A 24652-nucleotide genomic window follows, 5' to 3' on the forward strand; every position below is an offset into this window, starting at 1 on the left:
AGAGGAACGCTAACTTGCTCTTATCCATTACGGTAATCGGTACAAGTTCTTGTCCCTAACAATTACAAAATCAGCACTAAGTACGATATCTGCATATGTTTCCCCTCCTTTGATCCAAAATCACATCCAGTTTCCTCCCCCTTTTCTTTGCTAAAGTGCTTTTACAAGTTTGTTTTATCTAATTCAAATGAGATCACAGTTTTAATTGAAGTACTTCCGAGCATTAAAGCTGGTTTCTTTGACTAAAAACAGCATTCAGTGTTTCAGTCACCCAAAAGGACACAACACTTCTACTCAGATCTTCATTTAATTGAAATGCGAAATCTGTCCTGCATAATGCTACTTATTGAGGTTTTAATTACATGGCTTTTCATTTATACATCCATCTAATCGGTAATCGGACTATGTTCTTGTCCATTCCGGCAATCGGTACAAGTTCTTGTCCTTGGCTCGGGACACGAATTTGTACCGATAATATAAAAAAGCCGCTAACATAGCGACTTCAATGGGAACATGTTCTTGCCTCTCGACAAGAAAATAGCTCCTAGTTGATCAATAATTATGGCTTCATAATAGTTGTGTAGGTACACAACGGGTATCCTCCACTGTCCTTCCTCTCTCGCTAGTACAAACCATTTCTTTTTAATCACTGCTCGGTTTGTGTAAAATCGACCATTAAACAAAATCCCTTGAGCTGTTATGGTAGCAATTCCAACATCTGCTTTTAGGTGATTTGTCATCCCCTCCACCTCCTTTATAATGTATCGAAGGTTTCCCATTGTTTAGACTGAATTAGAGGTGTGGCAATGAACGAACCTGTTTTAAGATTAGTAGGACAGCGTGTTCGCGAATTACGGAAAAAACAAGGATATTCGCAGGAAGAATTAGGCGAAATGGCTGGTTTTCACTTCTCCTACATCGGGGGTGTTGAACGTGCCGAGAAAAATATTACCTTGTTAAATCTCCAGAAAATTGCGGATGCTCTTCAAGTCAATGTCCATGAACTTTTTTATTACAGCAAGTATGTTAAGACTGGAAAAAGTGATAAAGAGAAATTGCTAAACGAAATCAATGAGAATCTTTGGCCTATGAAATCTTCCGATTTAAAAAAGGTTAACCTGCTCTTATCTGAATTTTTCGATAGTTAACACAAAAAAGCCGTTGTATCTGACATCGGCTTTTTTGTGTTTCATCTATTCCTTCCAGGTTGCTTCACTTTGTATGTTAATCCAAGAGTATTTATTATTCTGCTGTACTAATCCCTCCATCATATTACGCTCACTTATTAATGTTAAAAGCAAATATTTCGTTTGGATGTTCTTCACATATAGATGCTCATACACTTGTGACAAAGAAAAGTATCCTCTAGCTGCATATAATCTTACTTGTTCCATATTAATCTTTCCACTTCGTTGTAGTAGCTTACCCCCTCCCATTTTATATGCAGCATCGGTATCAATATTTGGATCTGGAATTACTACACTTAGCTTTCCTACAGATAAGGTTACTTTGTGCTGATTCGTACGCAACATCTCCTTACATGCCAGATTACGTATAGATTCCCACTGTTCAACAAAGCTAGAGTATATCCTTTTATAATGCTTCCATTGGCCTAAGAGGTCATATATGTTTTTGTTGGTTAAATTCTTTCTGTATACACTGAGTTCCTCTTCACTGTGACCACCAATTCCTCTAATTGGAGTAAATCTTAAATATGCGTTGCCAGCCGTACTGAATTCTTGAAGCAATAATTTCTCTGTCTCATTTAATTGTTTTAATTTAATCCGGACCACTTTCGACAGAACTCCATGATTCTCTAATAAGTCGAATAATTGTGGATTTTTCATATCATAGTGTTTATTTGCAAGGAATTTTCCAACAACGCCATGCTCAGTCCATTCAAGTCGTTGAAGTCCCAGGGATGATTGATATTCACCAATGACTTGTCTCAGCAAGTGTATTTTTGCACCTGTGGAGTTCATCTGCTCATATTGTGATGATTGAACAAATTGAATGATTTTCTCTATACTCACTAATCTATTCTCCTTTGTGATCAGATTAGTGAGTGGTATTGACCATTGTTATTTGTTTTATACAACGGATATTTTGAAAAAACAATGAGAGTATTATTTTTATGTTTAAAGAACCTCCCCTTAAAATAAGAGGAGGTTCCAGGAATTTAGATTTAATTAATAGGTGTACGTACTTTGTTCTTTAATTAATGACTAATTAATTTATACAGCAGAAACGTTACCCAAAAAATCCAACACCATTTTATCAGCTTCTCCGTACTACGTTTCATCATCAAACGACTCCTGTAATCCTGGAAGCACTTACACCTATATATGCATTATAATTAGAAACTTGGTTGATTACAACCTGTCCTGAGGCTACTTATCGCCTTTTGACACATAATCCATCTTCCCTATTTAATTCTTCTAACATAGTAATTAGAAACTTGTACTTAAGTGTTTCGTAAAAGAAAGTACAAGGAGGTGATAACATGTCAAAGCCATTAAAGTCAGGTAATTCAGCCCCAAAAACAGGAGATTATAAAGTTCTTGGTCCGAGAGGTGGTACGATTAAAACCGGTGTTACTGTAAAGCAAGGTGATACGCTTCCACCAACTCCAAAGAAAAACCAAACATACAAAAAACAATAGTAATGAGAGGGCTACGCCCTCTTTTATTATAAAGAAGAAGAATAATTAATTTTAGTAATAGTATTTTAAAAGAACATCCTCTTTAGGGTAGTAAATAAAAAAGGAATCATTTATCTTTTCGAGCTTTCTAGATTCAGACAATACGTGTCTTTCACTGTCTAGCATATAATGAAAAAATACTTGTAGTTCCTGCCCGTGTGCCCATATGCATGAATAAAAAATCCCCTCTGGTTTCCATGAGGGGGTAAAACCAAACCTTCATGATAACATGAAGGTTTTTTCAAGTGTCTACTTAAAGGGGATAATACCAGCTATTCCTCGTAAAGTATACGGTTTTATTTATATCAGATTCGTCATAGAATTACTGCTGATCAGCCAACCATTAGGTACTTTCTTTCTGGCTTTCTTCAATTCTCCTCCATTATACTGTCGATTACGTAACAAAGTTTAATCGATAGTTATTTTCTAATAGGGTACTCGCTATTCAGAATTTTTGTTCAGATTTCACCCTCATGGCACAACGGGGGCTGGATGTAATGTAGGATCATCTGTTTCATCAGCATTAATTGTTGACGAGGTTCCACATCTGCTTCGAGCATAGGTATATTCTGATGGAGGGACAATTTACTGGAGAATAACCCAAATGCGTTAATCACTGTTGTCAGAAGCTCGCTCGGTTGAATATCGTGTCTAACGGTCCCATCGCGTTCTCCCTGCATAATAATCTTGTTGAATTCAGCAGAAATACTACGTTGAACAACATTGATCTCCTCTATTTGAGCCACATCCAATGATGAGTGCATAGCACCATTCAAAAGATCTTCAAAAATGATTACTCCCAAATTGCTGTCCTTATTCATGAATGATATAAAGTAATCTAGTAATTGATCCATTTTATCAAGGCAGGTTCCTTGCATGTCCGATATTTGATTAAACACGTCCCTCGTTTCATTCAAAACCTGAATAACGATTAGTCTGGCAAGCTGTTCTTTCTTAGGGAAGTATCGAAACAACGTGGCAATGCCAATATTCGCTTCTTCAGCAATGTCATTCATTGTAGACCGCTCAATTCCTTTTCTCAAAAAGACAGCTTTGGCAGATTGAATAATATGAATTTGTCTCTGCTCTTTCGCTTCTGCTCTTTCTTTTTGGTATCTATCTTTTGGATTCATTGGCATATTTCCTTTCCAGCTTAATACTGTGAAAAGTATACCCCTGCTTCCCGTCACCTGCAAGAGCTCCAACGTTGACGGATAGTGACTGTTCGAGTATTCAGTAACACAAATTTGTCTCTTAAAAGGTATGGTGATATAATTAACTATCATCATGATATTACATAATCTCACCATATTAATTGAAGATACTATAGGAGGTATTATTGTGACACGCGTAAATGATAAGGTAGCCATTGTGACAGGTGCAGGAAGTGGTATGGGTCTGGAGGAAGCATTGCTTCTAGCCAAAGAAGGTGCAAAAGTAGTTCTTACAGATATTAATGAACAAGCGGTTTTGACAGCTGCTGAAAGCATCCAAAAGGAAGGTGGAATCGCCCTTGCCATGAAGCACAATGTTGCTTCTGAGGAAGATTGGATACATGTTGTTTCGGAAACGATCTCACGTTTTGGTAAAATTGATGTGCTCGTGAATAACGCCGGTATCTCACTTCCGGTTGCCATGCTTGAAACGACCGTTGAGCAATGGCAAAGAACCATTGATATCAATCTGACCGGGACCTTTCTGGGTATGAAACACACCATCCCTCAGATGCAAAATAATGGATCGGGCTCCATTATTAATATCTCCTCTATTGCCGGCTTGACAGGTAGTAGTGGCGCAGGTGCGTATACAGCTTCCAAAGGTGGAGTGCGGATGTTATCGAAAGCTGCAGCTGTCGATTTTGGACCACAAAATATCCGGGTTAACTCAATCTATCCGGGCTACATTACTACGCCAATGAGCGAACACTTGTTTCAAGACGATCAGATGTTGCAATGGTTTTTGTCCAAGACTGCTTTGCCAAGGGTAGGGGAGGCACCTGAAGTCGCACAGGCTGTACTATTCCTGGCTTCAGACGATTCTTCCTATATTACCGGAGTGGATCTGCCTGTTGATGGCGGGGTTACTGCTAAATAAAATTGTTGAATCTACACCCTATTTTGCGAAATGGAGTTGACGATATGGCAATGAATAAATTGAAGCAATGGGATTATAAATATGATGTCATTGTCATGGGTACCGGGGGAGCGGCACTTGTGTCCGCTATCCTGGCGCATGATCATGGAGCCAAGGTGCTCATTATCGAAAAAACTGCCCAGCTGGGAGGCACGACTGCCTTCTCTGGCGGTGTGCCTTGGGTACCTCTCAATCGATATATGCGTGAAGCGGGGATTTCCGATTCTCGTGAAGAAGCTTTGACTTATGTAAGACGTTTAACAGGAGGAAAAGAACCTGCTCCTGAATTAATTGAAACCTTTATTGATAACGGTTTCAAAATGATTGATTATTTACATGATTACACCCCTCTTCGCTTTTCTGTACCTAACGGTTATCCAGAATATTATGCCAATCTCCCGGGTGGAAAGCACGGGGGGCGTTCTTTAGACCCTCTCCCCTTTAATATGGATAAACTCGGCGATCTGGCATTCAAAATCCGAAATAATCCAACCTTCCCTCCACTTACATTGGAAGAGGGGGGCGCAATTAACGGAATCGATTTTGAGAAAATTGTAGAGCGTATGGAGAATAATACAGTGACGATGGGACGTTCCCTGATCGCTTCCCTCCTTCAGGCTCTCGTGGATCGAGAAGTAGAGATCTGGACTGAAGCAGCGGGTAAAGAATTAATTGTGGATGATGATGGAGCTATCATTGGATTAGAGATGGTACGCGAAGGTGAACCCTGTTATGTCGGAGCGCATAAAGGCGTCATATTGGCTTCGGGTGGCTTTGAATGGAATAAAGAATTGGTCAAGACATTTCTTAAGGGACAAGTTACACATCCCCTATCTCCTCCAGGCAATGAGGGAGACGCACTGATTATGGCTATGAAAGCTGGGGCAGCTCTTGGAAATATGAGTGAAGCATGGTGGTATCCCGCAATGCAAGATCCTACCTTTGAATATGAGGACCATATTTTGAATCAGCTCGGTGGTGGTGGACGGACAGGTCCCTACAGCATAATTGTCAATAAACATGGCAAGCGTTTTGTAAATGAAGGCAGCACGTACAACGATCTCCCGAAAACATTTTATACGTATGATCCAGTCACTCTGGATTGGCCCAATGAACCACCGGTCTGGCTTATTTTCGATCAGAAAATGAAGGATCACACCATGATTATAACCATGATGCCTGGAGAAAAAGCGCCTGAGTGGGTTAATCAAGCGGATAACCTGCGAGATTTGGCACAACAAATCGGGATAGATGCGGATGGGCTTGAAGCGACCGTTACACGCTTTAATCAATATGCAACACAAGGTGAAGATCCCGATTTCCACCGAGGCACTTTTTTCTTTGAAGATTTAAAAGGGGGGGGCGGAAATCCCCAGGCTAATCTTGGGCCAATCGACCAACCACCTTATTATGCACTACCTATTTACTACGGTACGTTGGGGACAAGTGGCGGTCCAAGAATAGACGCTAATGCTCAGGTGATTGATCATAAGGGTAAACCTATAGAAGGACTTTACGCCGCTGGCAATGCTGCTATGGGAATTATGGGGCAAACCTACGCAAGTGCAGGTGGAACTCTTGGACCTGCACTCACATTTGGGTATTTAGCAGGAATCTCTGTCAGCAGTCGGCAGAGTAAAACGATATAACTAAGGAGGACAAGTCTAATGCCAAATGGTTCTCATCAAATTCAATTGGAAATATCTATTCATACAATATGGGATTTTGTAAGAGACATGAACAAATGGGCTCCTCTTGTGCCGGGTTATATTGAACACGAAATTTTAAACCAACATCAATCGACCTGGTCATTCAAAGGTGATTTAGGGTTTGTAAAAAAGACGGTAAAGCTCCAAATTGACATTACTCAATGGCAAGAGCCTACGAGAGTCAGTTTTGACCTAACCGGTTTATCTGACAATTTTTCAGGTAACGGATACTTCGAGGCGGATGCGATTAACAAACATTTAACGATGATGACAGGATACCTCGATATCACTGCCAAAGGTGCAATGGGACCTATGATTAACTCGATCTTAAAAAACTTTGTTCCAAAAACAGCTTTCGAGCTATCTGAGGCTATTGCTGCGGAAATTATTGAGATCGAAAAAGCGGGTTAACTTTTGTAACTAATGTGCAATCATTTTAAAAACAACAAAACGACCAAGCTCTATAAGGAAGATAGCTTGGTCGTTTTGTTATCTTACAAACATGCAGCGATGGTTTCTCTAATGGCAGCAGGAATGTCTGCTTCTTTAAATTTCAAAATGGACATGGTATCTTCAGGATTCAGATAAGCATCCCGATCCTGAATCATTGCTGTATAGCCCAAATGTATTCCATGTTCTTTGCCAGCTGCTGTGGCGTGAGCGTCGGCTTCATCAAAGCCTGGTTTCATTTGTTCCAAAGGTAAGACAGTAATCTGAGTTTCTGTTTGACCCAGAACATCTGCAATGATCTGATAAAAATCCTTAAATTTCATATTCATTCCCGATATGGCATAGCTACTCCGATGAGTTCCGTACTCGATAGCCCCAACTGCTGCTTCGGCTACTTGCTGAACCGTAACCATAGCGGTACCTCCACCAAGCACCGGAACAAAGCTTTGGTCTCTTACCTGATCTACAAACATCGTCCAAAGGGGTGTTCTGCCCGGCATTTGGCCAAAAATGTAAGGCAAGCGAAGAGACATGACATCCATTTCTCCTTCACCCTCCATAAAGGCGATCTCTTCCTGAAGAAGTCTTGTTCTTGGATAAGCGTTGTCTTTCTTCAGATTCAAGTCCTGCCAAGCTTCTGTGAAATGGGCAAAGTAGGAACCAAACAATACAAATTTTTGGATACCAGCCTGTCTTGCCAAACGAGCAAGTCGCTGAGTAGGAAGTACATTGGCTTGATAGAAAAATTTCGAAGCGGGCGCATCCGGAACTGTGCGTTCGTCTGCTCCTGCAGCATATACAAAGGCATAACAGCCGTCCAGTAAGGCTAGAATCTGTTCATCACTCATTGCCGTTATATCACCCAACTGGCATTCTACTTCCTTCGGAAGTAAATCTTCTGCAGGCATGGGTGGTAAAGAAACAGTAGAAACTGAATATCCTTTGTTCAACAACTCCTTCGTTGTATAGTAGCCAAGAAATCCGGTTCCACCTAATATAAATACTTTTTTCATGATGTCACTCTCCTGATCTTATGCTTTGATGATTACAAATTCATTATATAGGTTAAAATAACCTATTGATGTGAAATTTTTCACTAAATCATTCAAATGTCTTCTCCTTCCCTTTACATATCGGGTACAATAATATGCGTTAAGTTTACTCAACTGGAGGTTTCATCATGGATATTAGCATTCTGATCTTATCTCAACTGATTCAAGGAAATAAGCATGGCTATGAGATCAAAAAAAATATTAATCTTCTCATGAATCGGAGTAAACCTGTTAACAACAACAGTCTCTATCCGATGCTGAAGCAATTTGAGGCAAGTGAGATTGTAACAAAAACAGTAACAGCACAGACGGGGAAGCCAGATCGGTTCGTTTACTCCATAACTGAACTGGGAAAAACGGAGTTTTATAAGATTCTTGCTGATCTGTCACCTGAGCTGGTGACATCTGACGATGAGTTTTATATCAGGCTTACTTTTTTTGATCTTCTGAGACCTGAGCAGCAACAGAAAGTACTTGAATATCGCAAAACCTATATTCTTGATCAGATCCATCGCTTGAATCAAATTGTTCAGACGATAGGCAGTTCAATACATATGCCCTATTCTCCCTTGCTCTCCCGTTATACAATCAGACAAATGGAATGCGAACTGGAAATCCTGGATGAAATGCTTGGTGAACTGTAATATGCATATCTGAAAATAGATTTGTTAGACAATAGAACGATGTCTCCCATATGGAAGACATCGTTCTATGTCTATTTACTCGTGAGTGCAAAGGATGTAGTTTTCTGTTTTTCTTAATGAGCGCCGACCTTAACCCCTCTCCTCAAACTAATAGATATGTAATGCTTCACCTCATGCTTTAAACCCATTAAAAAAAGTATCCACAACAAGTGCTGCAGCTGAATTTTTAGCAATATCTCCTTCGTGAACCTGCTGCCATGTTAGGAAGAGCAATGAGTAAAGTACATTTAGTATCCAGTCTCTGCTGATCCCCGGACGGAAGAAGCCCTTCTCCTGTAGCAGACCGATTACATGCAATATTGGTTCTCTCAGCTTCTGGTCAGCCTCTTCTATTTCCTGGTTGTAACCTACCGATACATCATGGTCGAGAAAATAGATTTTGTCCCCTAAAGGAATCAAAGCTTCGATAAGTTGGGGGATGTAGTCCGCACAGTTTTCTTCATTCATAGGAATCGCGTTCATCGTTTCAGTAACAACATCAATAGCTCGCATCCCCAGATAGACCATCAATTGCTCTCTGCTCTCAACGTAACGATTCAAGGTCGCAATCCCAATTCCAATTCCTTCTGAGATCTCAACCATCGATGCATTGGGTTTCTCAACCAGCAATGAAGTAGCCATATCCAAAATGGAGTTAAGTCTTTCTTGCTTGATTGCTGACATCTTTTTTTTCATCAGGATAGTCCCCTTTCATCAAAAGAATCATGTATTTGAAACAGTAGCAGTTGTATTGGCTACTTTTGAGGTGTTTAGGAGAACAACTCCACCGATGATGAATAGGATTCCTACGCCAGTAAGTATTCCAAATGGCTCATTCCATATGAAGACACCCAGTAGTGCTGTGGCAGCTGTTCCAACACCAGACCAAATGGCATAAACTAAACTTAATGGCAATTTTTTCAAACAAAGGGATAGAAAAACGAAGGCTGATCCCATGCCAACAATCAAACCAATTACAGGCATTAAAATAGTAAAACCCTCTGAAGCTTTAAGCATGGAAGCGCCAAAAACTTCACCAATTATTGCAATGCATAAATAGATATATCCTTTATTCATGTTGTTACCTCCATTTGTCGAATCAAACTGCAAGCTTCATTAAAACAACACCAAGAATGATACCCGTTAAACCAGCCAATTTTTGTATGTTAACTGACTCTTTATAAACTAATATACCAATCATTGAAGTAAGCGCAGTACCCGCTCCTGCCCACATGGCATATGCCGTACCTAAGGGGATTTGTTCCAGTGAAAGAGCAAGACCTGTGAAAGCTAATCCAAACCCAACAATCACTCCGATCGTTGGATATAACTTTTTAAAACCATCTGATAATTTCAACATCGAACTACCAAAAACTTCAGCTATAATAGATAAAGCTAGAATTAAATAGGGATTCAATATATTTACCTCCTAAAATATGCATTTATTAATTATGATATAAATTATGGTCTGTCGGTGAGTTCGGGGGATGACTCTTGCTTCAACATGTAACTTATGGCTAGACTGTGTGGACCACCGTGGGAACAAATTGCACAGCCGCCCTCAATAATGAATACGTTTTGAATATCTTTTTACCATCTGATTTAATCCAGGCCCTGTTAACGAGTTTCTATTCGCGTTCACAATTGATATTGGTTTCAAATTTCAACACTCCTTTGAAATTATTTTGCAGTAAGGGAAACAGCATCTACTTGGATATGTATTGCACCGATTGACAGGCCAGTGAATTGCTCAACCGATTCTTTTAAGCTCCGTTGAAATTCCCTGCAAACCTCATGTATCTGGATTCCGTAATCAACAACAATATTTAAGTGGATATCCAAACCGTTCTCTGCATTTTTTAATTCAATCCCGCCGAGTAAGCTGTTCCCAGTCAATCGCTGGGCTATCCCTTCCACAATCCCCGTAGACATCCCGGTAATTCCTTTTGTGGCTATAGTTGTTCTGCCAATAATTTTGGAGATAACTTCTTTAGAAAAGGTAACATTGCCCAAGATCGTTTGAATTAACATCGTTTGTTCCTCCTCGGTATGAATGGTTCTTTCCTCAAAAAAATGATACAAAAATATATCAATTGATAAAATAATAGATTATTTTTAGGGCCCAGTCAAATATTTGAAAATCATTGCTATAGTCTCTAGAAATATTTAAATAGAATAAAATAACGAATTTTAATATACCAATGTAATTCGGTCTTTTTATAGTTGTTAAAGCATTTCACGCACTCAACTGGCTAAAGCCATAACAAAAAAAGTCGCTAAATCTAGCGACCTTTAATGAGACCATGGTCTTGTTTCTCTACCAAATCCCTAGTTTGAATGTAGGTGCTGTTGCCTCTACAACATAAGCAAAGTATCACTAACTTAAATGAAATTGATCACTAGAGAAGCTCCACAATAGGTTTCGATTTTAGAATAAAACTGATGGCCAGACTATGAGGACCACTGTGAGAGCATATGGAGCAGCCTCCTTCGATGATGTGTACATCGCGAATAGAGGTCTCTTCTAAGATGAAGTGACGCATCCATTCTGCTGTTTCCTCCTCCAGTGTCTGCGCAATAATAATCTGGTCATGATCAATGCGATGAATATGGCTTAAGATGTCCTGCAAAAGTTTCTTTACAATTCTCTCCTTACTTCCTCTGTATTTCACTCCGGAGAGCACCCTTCCATGTTTAACATAAAGAATGGGACTGATCCGGAGTATGCTTCCAAGCATATGTTGAATGCTGCCAACCCTCCCTCCTTTATGAAGATAGTCGAGATTATCGACGAGTATATTTAATTGAATTTCATGCCGAGCTGTTTCAAGCCATTCAGAGATAAACATAGCACTTTTTCCTTCAGAAGCCATTTTTGCTGCCAGGAGTACATTCATAGCTGCCCCGGCTGATACATTCAACGAATCTAAGACCGTTATCCGCCCCGTTGGGAACTCTCTTGCTGCCGTCAGGGAATTTTGATATGTTGATGATAGATGAGAGGACATACTGATATACAGTATATCCTCTCCGTCCTCAATGGCTGGACGGAACGCTTGAATGAAATCTGCAGGAGAAGGTGCAGACGTCTTTGGCAAATGGCCGTATATCTCAACCAAGTTATACATCTCTTTTGCATTGATTTCTTTTCGATCAACATAGGATTTTTCCTGAAACACAATATATAAAGGTACAATTCCGATATTATATTTGTCAATCCAATCTTGTGGAACATCTGAGATACTATCTGCAAAAATGCGTACTTTCGACATACTAGTCCTCCCCCTATCCTGAGCTCTCTTTACTCATTAAGATGAACTTTCTGTTCTTCTTTATTTGTAATTGAGGTATTGACAGAATGAGTATCTTTCATTACAGATTCTCCCTCAACATCGATATTAGGAAGAATTTGGTCTAGCCACTTCGGCAAATACCAGGCACTTCGCCCTAATAGTGTCATCACCGCCGGAACAAGCGTCATCCGAACAACGAATGCATCGACCAGAATACCAAAGGCTAGCGCAAGTCCCATCGATTTGATAATGGCATCTTCGGCAAAGATAAAGCTAGCAAATACGGCAATCATAATTAAACCCGCAGCAGTTACGACAGGACCACTATGCGAAATACCACTTCGTACCGATTTTCGTGCATCTCTAGTAAGGTTATAGTCCTCTCTCATCCGACTTACCAAGAACACCTCATAGTCCATAGCAAGTCCGAATAAAATACCTGTAACTAAAATCGGAAGGAAGCTTAGTACTGGACCCGGTTCGGGTATTCCAAACAGGCCTGCAAGATAGCCATCTTGAATAACCAGAACGATGAATCCTAAAGTTGATCCCAGGGTGAACAGGAATCCTAAGACAGCTTTTATTGGAACTAAAATCGAACGGAAAACTAACATAAGCAATATGAAAGCCAGACCCACAATTAGTACTGCGAATTTGGGTAATGCTTCATCGAGTTTCTCGGAAATATCAATGTTAACTGCTGTTCCCCCGGTAACCATAATCTCGACATTGTTATCTTTCATAACCTGATCGGCCTCACTACGGATGGATTGAACCAGTTCGGTCGTTTTAATATTATGAGGACCTGTTTTGGGTAACATTGTAATAATTGCCGCCTTACCAGAAGGGCTAGGAATCAGCGGAGATACACTAGCCACATCCGGTAGATCTTTGATATATGCAGTTGCTTTGGCAATATCCGCTTGTGGATCATCACCATTCGCTGTTCTTGCCACAATAATCAGCGGACCATTGAACCCTTCTCCGAAACCTTCTGCTAGCAAGTCATACCCTCTGCGCTCTGTAGACTCGGTTGATTTCAGTCCATTGTCCGGCAAGCCCAACTGCATGTGCAGAAATGGGAGTGTACAGACCGTTAATAAAACGATACATAGAATTGAAGTGATCCAAGGTTTCCGAGTTACAAGCTTGCCCCACCGATTTTCAGTTTGCACTGTTTTTTTAGGGCCAGACCATTTCCGAAGCCATTTGCTTTCACGTGCTGGAGTAATCCGTTCTCCTGCAACTGCGAGTACGGCAGGAACAAAAATGACTGCGATTAATACTGCCACGAACACACTTATAGCTGCTGCCAATCCCATCATGGTTATAAAGGGAATCTTTACTATTGAAAGCCCTACTAAAGCAATAATGACAGTTATACCTGCAAAAACAACTGAACTTCCTGCTGTCGCATTGGCTTGGGCAATGGCTGTATTACGTTCAAATCCTGCTGCTAATTGTTGACGGTACCTGGACATAATGAACAGAGCGTAGTCAATGCCTACAGCCAAAGCCAACATAACAGCCAAGGTAATCGAGAACGAAGACATGGAAACTACATTTGAACCGATTACGATGATCATTAATCCTATTCCGAGCCCAACACCTGCGGTCAAGATCGGCAATCCTGCCGCGAGAAAAGATGTAAATGTGAAAGCAAGAATCATGAATGCAATTAGAACCCCGATGACTTCAGAGATCCCACCAACTTTAAGTTCTGAAAAAGCAACACTCCCAGCAAGTTCTGTTTGGATTCCAATTTCATTCAGAGATTCAACAACATCCAGAACATGTTCCTTAGAAGCCACGGTTACTTTACTGGCTGGTTGACTGTATGTGACATCGGCATATCCGATCTTCTTGTCTGCGCTTAGCGTACCGGCCTCATAAGGACTGACGAAGGCTTTCACAGATGAATCCAATTGAACTTTTTTTAATGCATCTGTTATCCATTTTTTATTCGAGTCCGATTCTAGAGTTCCCTTTTCGGACTTAAACACCAACCTGATTTGTCCACCATCACCTGAAGGTGGGAATTCTGCTTTTAATATTTGGCCGGCTTGGTCCGATTTGGTTCCCGGAATGGTCATTTCTCCTGTAAAGGACGTTCCCAATCCAAGACCCAAAGCTGCCACAAGCAGTAAAATCATCAAACCTCCTGCGATCACCATTTTCCTTTTTCTTACCGACCACTCACCGAGTCGAAATAATAATTTTGCCATATTCTTTAGACGTCTCCCTTCGTTGCTACAGATCTGGGCCATCTTGATGTAGGACAACCTCGTGATTTCATCTTATCTAAAAGTGATCAAGAAAAAACGTACATAAGGGCATGCCCTAGATGTACGTTTGGGAAGCACCAATGGGCAGTTTTAGTATTCGCTGACCATTGATTTGGAAAATATGAAATTGATATGTTAACAAGCAGTGTATTTATAAATGTAATATGCCTCTTTCGACGGATACGGCAACGGCTTCCAAGCGGGAATCTACGCCCAGTTTGTTATATATATTGGTCAACTGAGCTTTAACGGTTCTTTCTGCCATTCCCATATCAAAAGCAATCTCTTTGGTACGAAGCCCCCGAGCCACTGCCTGAAGAATGATTAATTCCTTCTCAGTCAACGATAGTGCGTTTTTCGGTTTTACTTCAACCAGAGGTTTGTGCCGATACGCAAATACTCTGGCCGTTATTTCCGGCTGCAATAGTGTCTCTCCGCGCAGAGCGGACTCCAGTGTACGAAATAGATTTTCTCTGCTTGTATCCTTAAGCAGATATCCTTTGGCTCCAAGCCCCAGCCCATTGATCATAAGCTCGTCCTCATTGTAAGTGGTCAGAATAATAACGGGAATCTCAATCTGTTTTTCGTTCATAATCTTCAAAGTATCTAGTCCACTCAATCCCCCGGGCATATTCAGATCCATCAGAATGACGTCTGGCTTCAGCTCATCCATCTGTTTCAAGGCTGCCTTACCTTCTTCAGCTTCTCCGACGACATCATAATTGTCATCGGTTCCCAGAATTAATTTCATCCCCTCACGAACAACCCAGTGATCATCTACAATTAGAACTTTGTGCTTCATTATTTACCCTCCCATACTATACAGGTATAGATAGATCTATGGTGGTCCCTTCACTGTTACTCTCGATATGAATATGCCCACCTATCAGCCGAGCCCGTTCATAAATGCCGATCAGACCGTAGTGTCCTGTCTCCATACCGATTTTCCCAATGTTAAAGCCTCTCCCATTATCCTTAATGACCATATGGAATTCTTGTTGATTATCCCAAACGTTTATAGAAATCTGATTGGCTTGGGCATGACGTGCCACGTTGGTCAGTGTTTCACTCAAAATATGCAATACATGCTCCATTCTGGCTCCTGACAGAGCCGATTTTATATTCAACTCTAACTTTATATTAACTCCTGTCGCCAGCCTGAAGCGCTGTAACTGATCCTGAATCGCTTCGTTAAAGTTTACGGCAGGTGTAGCTCTCGTTCTTAGATCGTCAATTGCTTTTCTCGCATCGCCCAATGTCTGTCTCGCCTGAGCCATGGATGACAGAACAATCTCATGAGCTTTTTCGATACTCCCTCGGTTTAAGTATGCGTTTACCGCTTCCAGTTGCATGATTAGTCCGGCCTGCCCCTGAGCTAATGTATCATGTAGATCCCTCGCCATTCGTTGACGCTCGTTGGCAAGTGTCAGTTCTTCTACCTTCTGGTGGGTCAGTTCCAGATCACGTAGAAATGTCTGTGTACGTACTCGTGCATTAACTTGCCTATAGTAGAGTAGTGCGTAAGCCATAACGACTACAATCATTAGCAAAAGTAAAGGAATAAACAAAATTAAATCTTTTACATCCTTGATCCATAAGGTAACCAGGCAAAAAAAGAGATACAGTACAAAAGATACGAAGACTATTTTTTTGGTTTCAAAAAAAATTGCTACGGTTTGTCCTATTAAAACGGGGATTAAGCCAATAAGTATGACGGGAAGCCCGTCGGGCATCAATGTGGCACTGCTAAATATGAAGCTCGCTTGGATAAGCAGATATAAAACTCTGGAGCGTTCGATAACATCACTTACACGCCAGTAAACATACATGTGAAGAATCATGATAGCTATAAAAAAGAAGGTAGATACGAATAGTGGGACAGACATGGTTTGCATAACTACAGTTACTATTGCTACAAGTAAAATCCATATGATAATGGGAAGGCGTGAAGCAGTAATTTTATCATAATCTTCTCCAATATTGGAGTGAAGGAAACGGGGTTGGCTGGACATATTATTCATAAAATCACCTCTCCTTCACATTATAATACGGATTATATAAGATATATGTACTTTGGTGCATGCCCTTTCGTACATTTCGAAAAGCTGTGAAGCGGCCTGAGAAGGTATTAAACTTATCCCTATTTCAGGCCGTACCTATATTATTCAATTTTAATTGAATCTCGGAAGTAGTATTTTATATCAGAATATTCGAGATGGCTTATGTCTAGTTAGTGTGCTTATTCAACTGTTTACACTCCGCGTCAGAACGTTACAGGAAATGACTTCAAACCACGAATAATCATGCCTGGTCTCCACTCCAGTAACTGTGAATCTATATTCAGTTGAATCTCTGGCAGTCTGCGAAGCAGCGCGTTAATTCCAATCTCTCCTTCAAGTCTGGCAAGCGGTGCACCAAGACAGTAATGTACCCCTTTGCCAAAAGCAATATGGTCATTGACTTGACGAGTAATATTAAATCTATCCGGTTCCTCAAATTGATTAGCATCCCGATTCGCAGAAGATAAAGCAACAAGCATCATGTCCCCTTGGCGAATCAGATTTCCGTCAAACTCAACGTCTTCCGTTGCCCAACGGATATTACTTACTTCAGCAGGTCCGTTGAATCGTAATACTTCTTCAATAGCGGATTGAATCAAATCAGGGTTTTCGATTAACAATCTCTTCTGATCTGGATTTTCCAAAAGAGCGAGTACACCGTTACCAATCAGGTTCACCGTAGTTTCATGTCCTGCGATTATAAGGACAAATACAAGTGCATATAATTCTTGCTCTGTGAGCTTATCTCCTTCCTCTTCAACTCTGATGAGATCACTAATCAAATCTTCCTTCAGGTGCTTGCGACGTTCAGTAATCATTTCATGCAAGTAATCTACAAATGCTTTCATGACCTGATCGCTTGCTTGGTTCATCTGCGGATTGCTAACGCTCTCCATGATTGTGTTCGACCACAATTGAAATTTATCCTGATCTTTCAATGGTACACCCAGCATTTCGCAGATAACGATAATGGGGAGCGGGAAAGCATACTCTTCGATTAAATCAATTTCACGTTGGCCAGAAGTAAGAACCTTGTCCAACAATTCATTACTGATTTCCTCAATTCTACTACGCAACCGTTCTATCATACGAGGGGTGAATGCTTTTTGGATTAGTCGACGCAATCGGCGGTGATCTTCAGGACCCACGCTGATCAAGTTATGAGAAATAATCTCCATATGAGGTGGGCCTTGTTCCCCGGTCTGGCCCTGTTGTGGGTGACCTGTGACGAATCGCCCATCCATCAAAATTTTCACTGCATCCTCATAACGCGATACCATCCACGCACAATGACCACCTGGAAGCAAAAAACGGTGAACAGGCTCTTCCGTACGGAGCTTCTCGTATACCGGAAAAGGTGTTTGAATAAAAGAATGATCCATAAAGTCAATCTTTGAATTGGGATTGCTCTGATTCTCGCTTTTAAACATCGATGTACCTCCATAAAATATGATATTGTTGATACCATTACAATATTGATACTATCACTATCGAACTATCTAATCAAATTTCTTGGATCCGCTATACATATGCGATTTATAGATCAAAAGAAAGAGTACTTCGTTGACAAAGAAGTATGCAATTGTTAGCATAATTTGAGCTAGTTAGATAAGGAGGTTTTCCCCATTCAACCGCGTCAGCGTTTAGAACAAGAGCGCAGTAGCTCACGAATAAAACGGCGCTTAAGTATTATTGATGCCGCCAAAAACATTTTTGCAAGCAACAGTTTCGAACAGGCAACGATGCAGGATATTGCCAAGGAAGCAAATCTGGGCATCGCTACTATATTTCGTTATTTCCCCAAAAAGGAACAGTTAATAGTGGCTGTTGCGTCGGATATTGTTCAGACTGAAATTGAGGTTTTTTCGAATATTGTCCATGGAAGTGGCACCTGTTATGAGAAACTAAATCACATTTTTGACGCATTCATCTTCTTTCAGCGTACTGAGGATCGAAGCAGTTCTAAGCTAATTGAAGCATTTGAGTGTTATGTCGCTTTATCCAAAGAACCTCTAGAGGACATAGACCTATATCGAGCGCAATATGACAGCCTTATTGCTCTTTTTACCGAGCTAGCTGAACTTGGGAAACTGGACGGTTCTGTGCGGACGGATATCAACACGGTTAATACTTTGTTAACTATGATCCATGTATTTGGGAATTTCTCGAAAAAAATGGCTATGCTTCATGGAATTGAAGCTTTTCAATTACAAGTTGATCAGACTGAACAATTTCAGATATTGAAAAGGTTGTTCCTTGAGCCATTGAAGGCCTAGATATGTTACCAAGTAAATCCTGATAGTCTCCACTCTTTTGTTTGAGAGATCATTTGATCCACCTCTATAATTGGCTGTACGTTGTATTCCTTATCTTCTCCGCTACCTTAGCAATCTGCAGTAGTTAAATCGTGTCATAACTTCGATTCCAAAAGATAATAGAAAAGGACAGGATGAAATTCTCCTGTCCATAAATCCATTTAAGTTCAGTCAAATACAGTTGAAATGTAAATATATCTCAATAAGTTCTCCAGTCCTTCTTGTTTAGTTCTTCTAATACAGTAAGAAGATCTTCATCGGTGTAGTCAGGAATAACGAAACATAGCATGTTTAGGGTCAATGAAAACAAGACTTGAGTATTACTATCCGTTGCCTCTCCTAATTGATTGGATTGGGCTTGTTCAATATCAGATTCTTTCGCAAAACCAGACTTTATCGCACCCTCAATAAACCGTGGCTGGATCTCTTCCCAATAGGCAGCACCCTTTGGAAGCGCAATTAAGTCTCCGATTGTGGAAAGTTCGGTTAGTTTTCCCGTAAATAATTTCACTCCATTCACAATCGTTTCATGTTTGAGTACTTCATCACGCGCATTTTTTCCAATCACGATATCGTACTTCCCACTTTCAACATGCCATCCGTTTAATTCAATGTTCCAATAGGCAAAAGATCGTTTATCAAGAACAAAGATTACCGTTTCAGTTTCACCGGGTTTTAAGCTTACCTTTGAAAATCCCTTCAGCTCTTTCACCGGTCGGATGATGACGCCTTTGTGGGGGGCAACGTATAATTGGACAACTTCTTTACCCTCAACTTTACCATTGTTGGTCACATCGACACTAACTGTAAGCGTCTCAGTCTCCGAATCCAACGTAGCATGACTCAACTTAAGATTGGAATACTCAAAGGTTGTATAGGACAAACCGTAACCAAACGGGAAAAGCACATCGCACTTTTTAGTCTCATAATAGCGATATCCCACAAACACCCCTTCGCGGTATTCTACATTATCATTTTCACCAAAATAGAATAGATGGGAAGGATTATCTTCCAATTTATTAGGGACTGTTTCAGCCAATCGTCCCGAAGGATTGACTTTACCATATAAAATATTAACTGTAGCAGCACCAGCAGCATCGCCGCCAAGATAAGTCTCTATGATCCCCTTCACTTGTTCCGCCCATGGCATTTCTACTGGTGATCCGTTCTGAAGAACAACAATAGTATTGGGGTTTACCGCAGCAACCGCCTCAATGAGTATATTTTGACAAGTTGGCATCCTCATATGATTCCGATCGTAGCCTTCTGATTCAAAAGATTCTGGCAGGCCTGCAAATACGACCACTACATCAACGGCTTTAGCTACTTCTATTGCTTCTGCCAGAAGGACCTCGTCTGTTTGTTCCTGATTGTCCACATAGCCTTGGACGTAGGTGACCTCTGTTATTTTTTTAACTGCATCTAGTGCTGAAATAATTTTGTAGGATTTGATATGAGAGGAGCCTCCCCCTTGATAACGAGGCGCCTCAGCATATTTTCCGATAAATGCAACTTTTTTCTCTGAGGAAATAGGTAGTAATGCATCATTTTTCAAAAGTACAATAGATTGCTCAGCTGCTTTTTGAGCTCGGTCGAGACTTTTTTCAAAGTCTCGTTCTTGTTTAACTTTCCCGTCTTTCGCACGGTATGTGACTTCGATGATGCGCTCACAGAGTGTATCCAGTTGTTTTTCGTCGAGTTCACCGCATCTAACCGCTTCAACTAACTTATAATCATTTTTGGTGTCAGCAGGCATCGTAAGCGCAGTTCCACCCTTGGCTGCTTCAACTCGGTTGTGAACAGCCCCCCAATCGGAAACGACAAAACCGTTAAATCCCCATTCTGTATATAACATATCCTCGATATATTTGGTATGCTCTGATGCAAAAGTACCGTTGATTTTATTAAACGATGTCATAACCGTCCAAGGCTGGGACTTCTTAATGACTATTTCAAAGTTAGTTAGATATAATTCTCTTAGAGTCCGTTCATCTGCGTTTGAGGAAGAGGTTACACGTCTGTGTTCCTGCGAATTGGCAAAAAAATGTTTTACACTAGTGCCTACTCCCTTACTTTGTACGCCGTTAATATAAGCCGCGCCCAGCTCTCCAGCTAGTAGCGGATCTTCAGACATATATTCGAAATTTCTGCCGCAAAGCGGGGATCGTTTAGTGTTAATGGAAGGACCGAGGATAACGTCCACACCTTCTGCCAAACACTCAACTGCAAGGGCTTCCCCTACCTCCTCAACTAATTGAGTATCAAAACTTGAAGCAAGAAGGCTACCTGTTGGAAAGCATACCGCAGGTTTGGAATTAAATACGTTTGAATCCTCACTTAATATAGGTTCGATCCTTAATCCATGGGGACCGTCGGCTAATTGTAGTTTCGGCACCCCTAGACGGCCAACCCCTTTTGTGAACCAATTGTCCAAGCCGGAGGTAAGTGCAGCTTTTTCCTCAAGAGTCATGTTAAATACAATTTCCTTTATTTTTATCTTCTCCAAGATCATAAAGCCTCCTCAAATAAATCATGCTATGCATTGTCAAATAACTCTTTAAAATAAAGTAAACAACTTTGAGATGTCTGTCAGCGCGCCGTAATGTTAACAGTACGTGGAGTACAACCTTCTGCTTCGATTGTTACAGTAATTGTACCTGCACCAGTCGGACGCACAACTGCTAATACTTTGCCGTCAAAGGTTGTATGATGATCATCAAAAAAATCTTCTTCTGAAGCTGGATTGGCACTGCCAAATCCCTGAAGGAGACCTGGCCCGTCAATCTTCACTTTGACTTTTCGATCAGCCATGTTGTACAGATTTCCATATTTGTCAAGGAGACTGATCATTACAAATGCAAGATCAGTGTCAGACCCTTGAATTTCCGTCCGGTCAACTTCTGCTTGCAATACAATAGGACCTCTTGCTGAATGAAGCGTCATCCGACCGATCTCCTTTCCGTCAGTATAGGCAATAGCTGTGATATCTCCCGTTTCAAAGACTGTATCAAATTCTGCTTTGAAACGGTTCGCTTCATCTGCAATGGCTTCTCCTATCGTTTTACCGTTCACAGTTAGCTCGACTTCTTCCGCATCTGCATAAACTTCTACTTTAATCGGTTGCCCCTCGTAGCCGTCCCACGACCAACTGGAGATCGAATCACTCCAGCCCCAACTAGATAGAACAGTCTTCTTAAAATAATGTTGAGGTCTCTGTACTGAGATGTATGGGGCCTGACGTAGACCAAACACGATTTCGCGATAATATGATATCGGTCGCCGATTACCGATAATATCAATGTCTCCGACCCAAGCTGTAATCCACGGATAACCACTTTGGATATAATGTGTTGGTTCCTCAACATCATACTGAACTCTTCCAACACCTGCTTCACCCAAGTAATCCCAACCTGTCCATGTGAAGTCTCCAATGAGATGATTGTTCTCCTTTATGAGTTTCCAGTTCTTATCAATCTTATTTGAAAAAGTTTCGCTCCCTACAATTATCCGGTTGGGGAATAAATCCTTATCCATCAAGTACCTTGCTTCTCCGTAATTGTAGCCCGCAATGTCCACACTCGCGAAAGCTTCCGCTGTTTTTGTTGTGCACAGTTCACTCGATACAATATTCGCCATGAGATCTCCTAAATCGTTCATCATCGTGTTAATCCCGCCGGCTTCATTGCCTTCGGATTGATGAAGCTTCATCTGCTGAGCCAAATCACTCATTACCGCAAGCATAAAATTCACCGAATTTGTCACAAATCGTGTGGAATCCAATGATCTAATTTTCCCACTCAACTTGCGACTCCACTTTGCACCAGCCGGACTACCGATTTCCGGTATTTCGTTACCTATTGAATACATGATTACGCAGGGATGATTATAGTCCATATCAATCATTGCTTCGATATCCTTTTCCCACCAGACCGGGAAATGCAGAGCGTAATCATACTCCGATTTGGAATTCGTCCACATATCAAAGCTCTCGTCCATGACCAACATGCCAAGACGGTCACATGCATCAAGAAGGGCTTTACTTATTGGATGATGTGAACTACGTAGTGCGTTAAAGCCTGCTTCCTTCAGAATTTCGACTCGTCTCTCATCTGCTCTATCTATCGTTGCTGCACCAATCACGCCATTATCATGATGAATACAAGCACCTCGCAGCTTGACGTTTTCTCCGTTGATACATAATCCGCGCTCTGAATCCAGTGAAAGTGAACGAACCCCAAAATTCGTTGATTCTTCATCCAACATTTCATTACCATTAAAAACTGTTGTTCTGCAGGCATACAAATTAGGCTCGTCTACACTCCAGAGCCTCGGAGCTCTCATTAGAATACGCTGACGAAGAGTGGCCGATTCTCCCCCAAATGTCGTAAAAGGTGACTGATCAGACGCAATCACACTACCTTTAGCATCCACAATCTCTGTTAATACTGAAGCATCCACGGCGTGCACACCTTCATTCTCAATGACGGTAGTCACGTTTATTACAGCGCGATCATCATAAATGTCTGGTGTAACGATCTTCACGCCATTCAGTGCGATGTGAACGGGATTTCCTACAATTATATTTGTATTTCGATAAATGCCAGCACCAGAATACCAACGGGAATCTTTATGTGTCCTGGCGACAACTTTAATTTCATTCTCCATGTTGTATTTGAGGAATTGGTCAGCCTTCACATAGAAACGACTGTAACCAAAAGGATGTTGACTAGCAAAATCCCCGTTAATGTATACCATTGCTTGGTTGTACACACCTTCAAATTCTATCGTAACCCGTTGGTCACTGTATTCGAATGGAACGAAAAATTTCTTTTTGTACTCGTACTCTCCATCGGGGTAACAGGCAATATTGCTATTACCATCTTTTAATCTCTTATTTTCCCACATGGCATCGTGCGGTAACGTTACCAATTTGGGAGGTGACTGATCAAAGGCAAGTTCCGCAAAGTAGGTTGTTCTTGGTCCAACCGTCCAGTCCGTATTAAAAGATTTTTTTATCATTAGAAATTCACCATCTTTACTCTAGAATTTTTTAGTCATTGGTCTGATCTTTTTTTTGATTATCCCTTCACTGATCCAATGGTCATTCCCTTTATGAAGTACTTTTGGAAGAAAGGGTAAGCAACTAAGATCGGGATGATACTGATTACTGCAATAGCCATACGAAATGTTTCGCTAGGAATCTGAGCTACTGCACCACTTGCTCTGGCTCCAAGAGCACTATTGCTGGCCAAAAACTGGAGGTCGCTCATTAGTCGATTCAACACGTTCTGCAAACTGAATAGCTTAGGTTCTGTTATAAACATCAGTCCGTTATACCAGTCGTTCCAATACATCAACCCCTGCATCAGACCAACCGTTGCTAGAATAGGCAACGAAAGCGGCATCACGATTTTTCGGTATGTTGTAAATTCACTGGCTCCATCTATGCTGGCCGATTCCAAGACCGGAACAGGTATGGTTGTCATGAAGAAGGTTCTCATTAGCAGTACCATAAAGCCGTTCATAAGTAAGCCAGGGATAATTAAAGCTGCCAATGTATTCTTCAAGTCAAAAACTTGAGTATAGATTAAATACGTCGGAACCATGCCACCGTTAAACAACAAGGTAAAGAACAGCATAAAAGCAAAAATCTTGCCCCCAGGTAGGTCACGACGTGACAATGGATAAGCCAGTAACGATGTGATTAGTAAGCTAGTAATGGTCCCGAACACGGTAATAAATATAGTGATTGCATATGCATTGAAAATTAAAGATGACTGTTGCCATATATATTCATAAGCTGCAAAACTCAGTTCTTTTGGGAAAAAGGAGTATCCGTTACGAACAATGTACTGCTCATCCGTCAAGGATGAAATGATGAGAAGAACGAAAGGAAACAAGCAGGCTACTGAGAAGAGTAGCAGAAGCGCATGAGACATCCATTGCCAAACACGATTTTCATTTTTCATGG

General features: G+C 40.9%; 23 protein-coding genes. 7 read left to right on the top strand and 16 right to left on the bottom strand.

All coding sequences use genetic code 11. From position 1 onward, the window contains the following. Positions 1-488: 488 nt before the first annotated feature. A complete protein-coding gene (locus tag BLV50_RS06255; protein ID WP_079697470.1) occupies positions 489-740 on the bottom strand; it encodes a hypothetical protein in 252 nt (83 codons plus the stop codon). A 66-nt stretch (positions 741-806) separates the two neighbouring features. Here BLV50_RS06255 and BLV50_RS06260 point away from each other — a divergent pair, with 66 nt between their 5' ends. Beyond that, positions 807-1148 (top strand): helix-turn-helix domain-containing protein, encoded by a 342-nt coding sequence (locus BLV50_RS06260; protein WP_079697471.1) that lies wholly within the window; start codon positions 807-809, stop codon positions 1146-1148. A gap of 45 nt (positions 1149-1193) precedes the next feature. Here BLV50_RS06260 and BLV50_RS06265 read toward each other — a convergent pair whose 3' ends face one another. Beyond that, a complete protein-coding gene (locus tag BLV50_RS06265; protein ID WP_079697472.1) occupies positions 1194-2033 on the bottom strand; it encodes a hypothetical protein in 840 nt (279 codons plus the stop codon). A gap of 470 nt (positions 2034-2503) precedes the next feature. Here BLV50_RS06265 and BLV50_RS32415 point away from each other — a divergent pair, with 470 nt between their 5' ends. Next, a complete protein-coding gene (locus BLV50_RS32415; RefSeq protein ID WP_143038097.1) occupies positions 2504-2662 on the top strand; it encodes a YjzC family protein in 159 nt (52 codons plus the stop codon). Positions 2663-3159: 497 nt separating this feature from the next. Here the strand turns inward: BLV50_RS32415 and BLV50_RS06270 are convergent, their stop codons facing one another. After that, a complete protein-coding gene (locus tag BLV50_RS06270) occupies positions 3160-3834 on the bottom strand; it encodes a TetR/AcrR family transcriptional regulator (protein WP_177031121.1) in 675 nt (224 codons plus the stop codon). A 208-nt stretch (positions 3835-4042) separates the two neighbouring features. Between BLV50_RS06270 and BLV50_RS06275 the strand changes: the two genes are divergently transcribed. The 3 genes from BLV50_RS06275 to BLV50_RS06285 are packed head-to-tail and all read left to right on the top strand — an operon-like array spanning position 4043 to position 6954. Continuing rightward, positions 4043-4795 (top strand): SDR family NAD(P)-dependent oxidoreductase, encoded by a 753-nt coding sequence (locus BLV50_RS06275; protein WP_090806506.1) that lies wholly within the window; start codon positions 4043-4045, stop codon positions 4793-4795. A 50-nt stretch (positions 4796-4845) separates the two neighbouring features. Then, on the top strand, positions 4846-6483 hold the full coding sequence (locus tag BLV50_RS06280) for an FAD-binding protein (RefSeq protein ID WP_218135364.1): 1638 nt from the start codon (positions 4846-4848) through the stop codon (positions 6481-6483). 18 nt (positions 6484-6501) lie between these two features. Continuing rightward, positions 6502-6954, top strand: coding sequence for an SRPBCC family protein (locus BLV50_RS06285; RefSeq protein WP_090806510.1), 453 nt, complete (start codon positions 6502-6504; stop codon positions 6952-6954). Between the two features lie 83 nt (positions 6955-7037). Here BLV50_RS06285 and BLV50_RS06290 read toward each other — a convergent pair whose 3' ends face one another. After that, entirely contained in the window at positions 7038-8006 is a 969-nt protein-coding gene (locus BLV50_RS06290; protein WP_177031122.1) for an NAD-dependent epimerase/dehydratase family protein, read from the bottom strand. 167 nt (positions 8007-8173) lie between these two features. Between BLV50_RS06290 and BLV50_RS06295 the strand changes: the two genes are divergently transcribed. Then, positions 8174-8689, top strand: a complete 516-nt coding sequence (locus BLV50_RS06295) for a PadR family transcriptional regulator (RefSeq protein WP_090806514.1) — start codon at positions 8174-8176, stop codon at positions 8687-8689. A 171-nt stretch (positions 8690-8860) separates the two neighbouring features. Here the strand turns inward: BLV50_RS06295 and BLV50_RS06300 are convergent, their stop codons facing one another. The 9 genes from BLV50_RS06300 to BLV50_RS06340 all read right to left on the bottom strand — a co-directional run bounded on the left by BLV50_RS06300 (position 8861) and on the right by BLV50_RS06340 (position 17796). Beyond that, on the bottom strand, positions 8861-9424 hold the full coding sequence (locus tag BLV50_RS06300) for a TetR/AcrR family transcriptional regulator (RefSeq protein ID WP_090806515.1): 564 nt from the start codon (positions 9422-9424) through the stop codon (positions 8861-8863). Between the two features lie 27 nt (positions 9425-9451). Then, positions 9452-9805, bottom strand: a complete 354-nt coding sequence (locus BLV50_RS06305) for a DMT family transporter (protein WP_090806516.1) — start codon at positions 9803-9805, stop codon at positions 9452-9454. Positions 9806-9827: 22 nt separating this feature from the next. Beyond that, positions 9828-10145 carry a DMT family transporter gene (locus BLV50_RS06310; RefSeq protein WP_090806518.1) on the bottom strand — a complete coding sequence of 106 codons (318 nt, stop codon included), beginning with the start codon at positions 10143-10145 and terminating at the stop codon, positions 9828-9830. A 263-nt stretch (positions 10146-10408) separates the two neighbouring features. Next, the gene (locus tag BLV50_RS06315) at positions 10409-10759 is read right to left on the bottom strand and encodes an Asp23/Gls24 family envelope stress response protein (protein ID WP_090806520.1); all 351 of its coding nucleotides are present in this window, start codon (positions 10757-10759) and stop codon (positions 10409-10411) included. 368 nt (positions 10760-11127) lie between these two features. Then, entirely contained in the window at positions 11128-12000 is an 873-nt protein-coding gene (locus BLV50_RS06320) for a DegV family protein (RefSeq protein ID WP_090806522.1), read from the bottom strand. Between the two features lie 29 nt (positions 12001-12029). After that, positions 12030-14246, bottom strand: coding sequence for an MMPL family transporter (locus BLV50_RS06325; RefSeq protein WP_090806525.1), 2217 nt, complete (start codon positions 14244-14246; stop codon positions 12030-12032). A 211-nt stretch (positions 14247-14457) separates the two neighbouring features. Beyond that, positions 14458-15108: a response regulator gene (locus BLV50_RS06330; RefSeq protein WP_090806527.1), complete on the bottom strand. Its 651-nt coding sequence runs from the start codon at positions 15106-15108 to the stop codon at positions 14458-14460. A 16-nt stretch (positions 15109-15124) separates the two neighbouring features. Then, on the bottom strand, positions 15125-16327 hold the full coding sequence (locus BLV50_RS06335; protein WP_090806528.1) for a sensor histidine kinase: 1203 nt from the start codon (positions 16325-16327) through the stop codon (positions 15125-15127). A gap of 242 nt (positions 16328-16569) precedes the next feature. After that, the gene (locus tag BLV50_RS06340) at positions 16570-17796 is read right to left on the bottom strand and encodes a cytochrome P450 family protein (RefSeq protein WP_090806530.1); all 1227 of its coding nucleotides are present in this window, start codon (positions 17794-17796) and stop codon (positions 16570-16572) included. A 261-nt stretch (positions 17797-18057) separates the two neighbouring features. On the opposite strand from BLV50_RS06340, the gene BLV50_RS06345 reads away from it, so the two are divergent. Next, positions 18058-18642 carry a TetR/AcrR family transcriptional regulator gene (locus tag BLV50_RS06345; protein ID WP_256337931.1) on the top strand — a complete coding sequence of 195 codons (585 nt, stop codon included), beginning with the start codon at positions 18058-18060 and terminating at the stop codon, positions 18640-18642. A 238-nt stretch (positions 18643-18880) separates the two neighbouring features. Here BLV50_RS06345 and BLV50_RS06350 read toward each other — a convergent pair whose 3' ends face one another. The 3 genes from BLV50_RS06350 to BLV50_RS06360 form a co-directional block, all read right to left on the bottom strand. After that, complete coding sequence (locus tag BLV50_RS06350; protein ID WP_090806535.1) at positions 18881-21193, bottom strand: glycoside hydrolase family 3 C-terminal domain-containing protein; 2313 nt, start codon at positions 21191-21193, stop codon at positions 18881-18883. A gap of 77 nt (positions 21194-21270) precedes the next feature. Then, on the bottom strand, positions 21271-23700 hold the full coding sequence (locus tag BLV50_RS06355) for a glycoside hydrolase family 2 TIM barrel-domain containing protein (protein ID WP_090806537.1): 2430 nt from the start codon (positions 23698-23700) through the stop codon (positions 21271-21273). Positions 23701-23759: 59 nt separating this feature from the next. Continuing rightward, positions 23760-24650, bottom strand: coding sequence for a carbohydrate ABC transporter permease (locus BLV50_RS06360; RefSeq protein ID WP_090806539.1), 891 nt, complete (start codon positions 24648-24650; stop codon positions 23760-23762). Between the last annotated feature and the right edge of the window lie 2 nt (positions 24651-24652).

It is taken from the genome of Paenibacillus sp. 276b, from assembly GCF_900107875.1.
Lineage (GTDB): Bacteria > Bacillota > Bacilli > Paenibacillales > Paenibacillaceae > Paenibacillus > Paenibacillus marchantiae.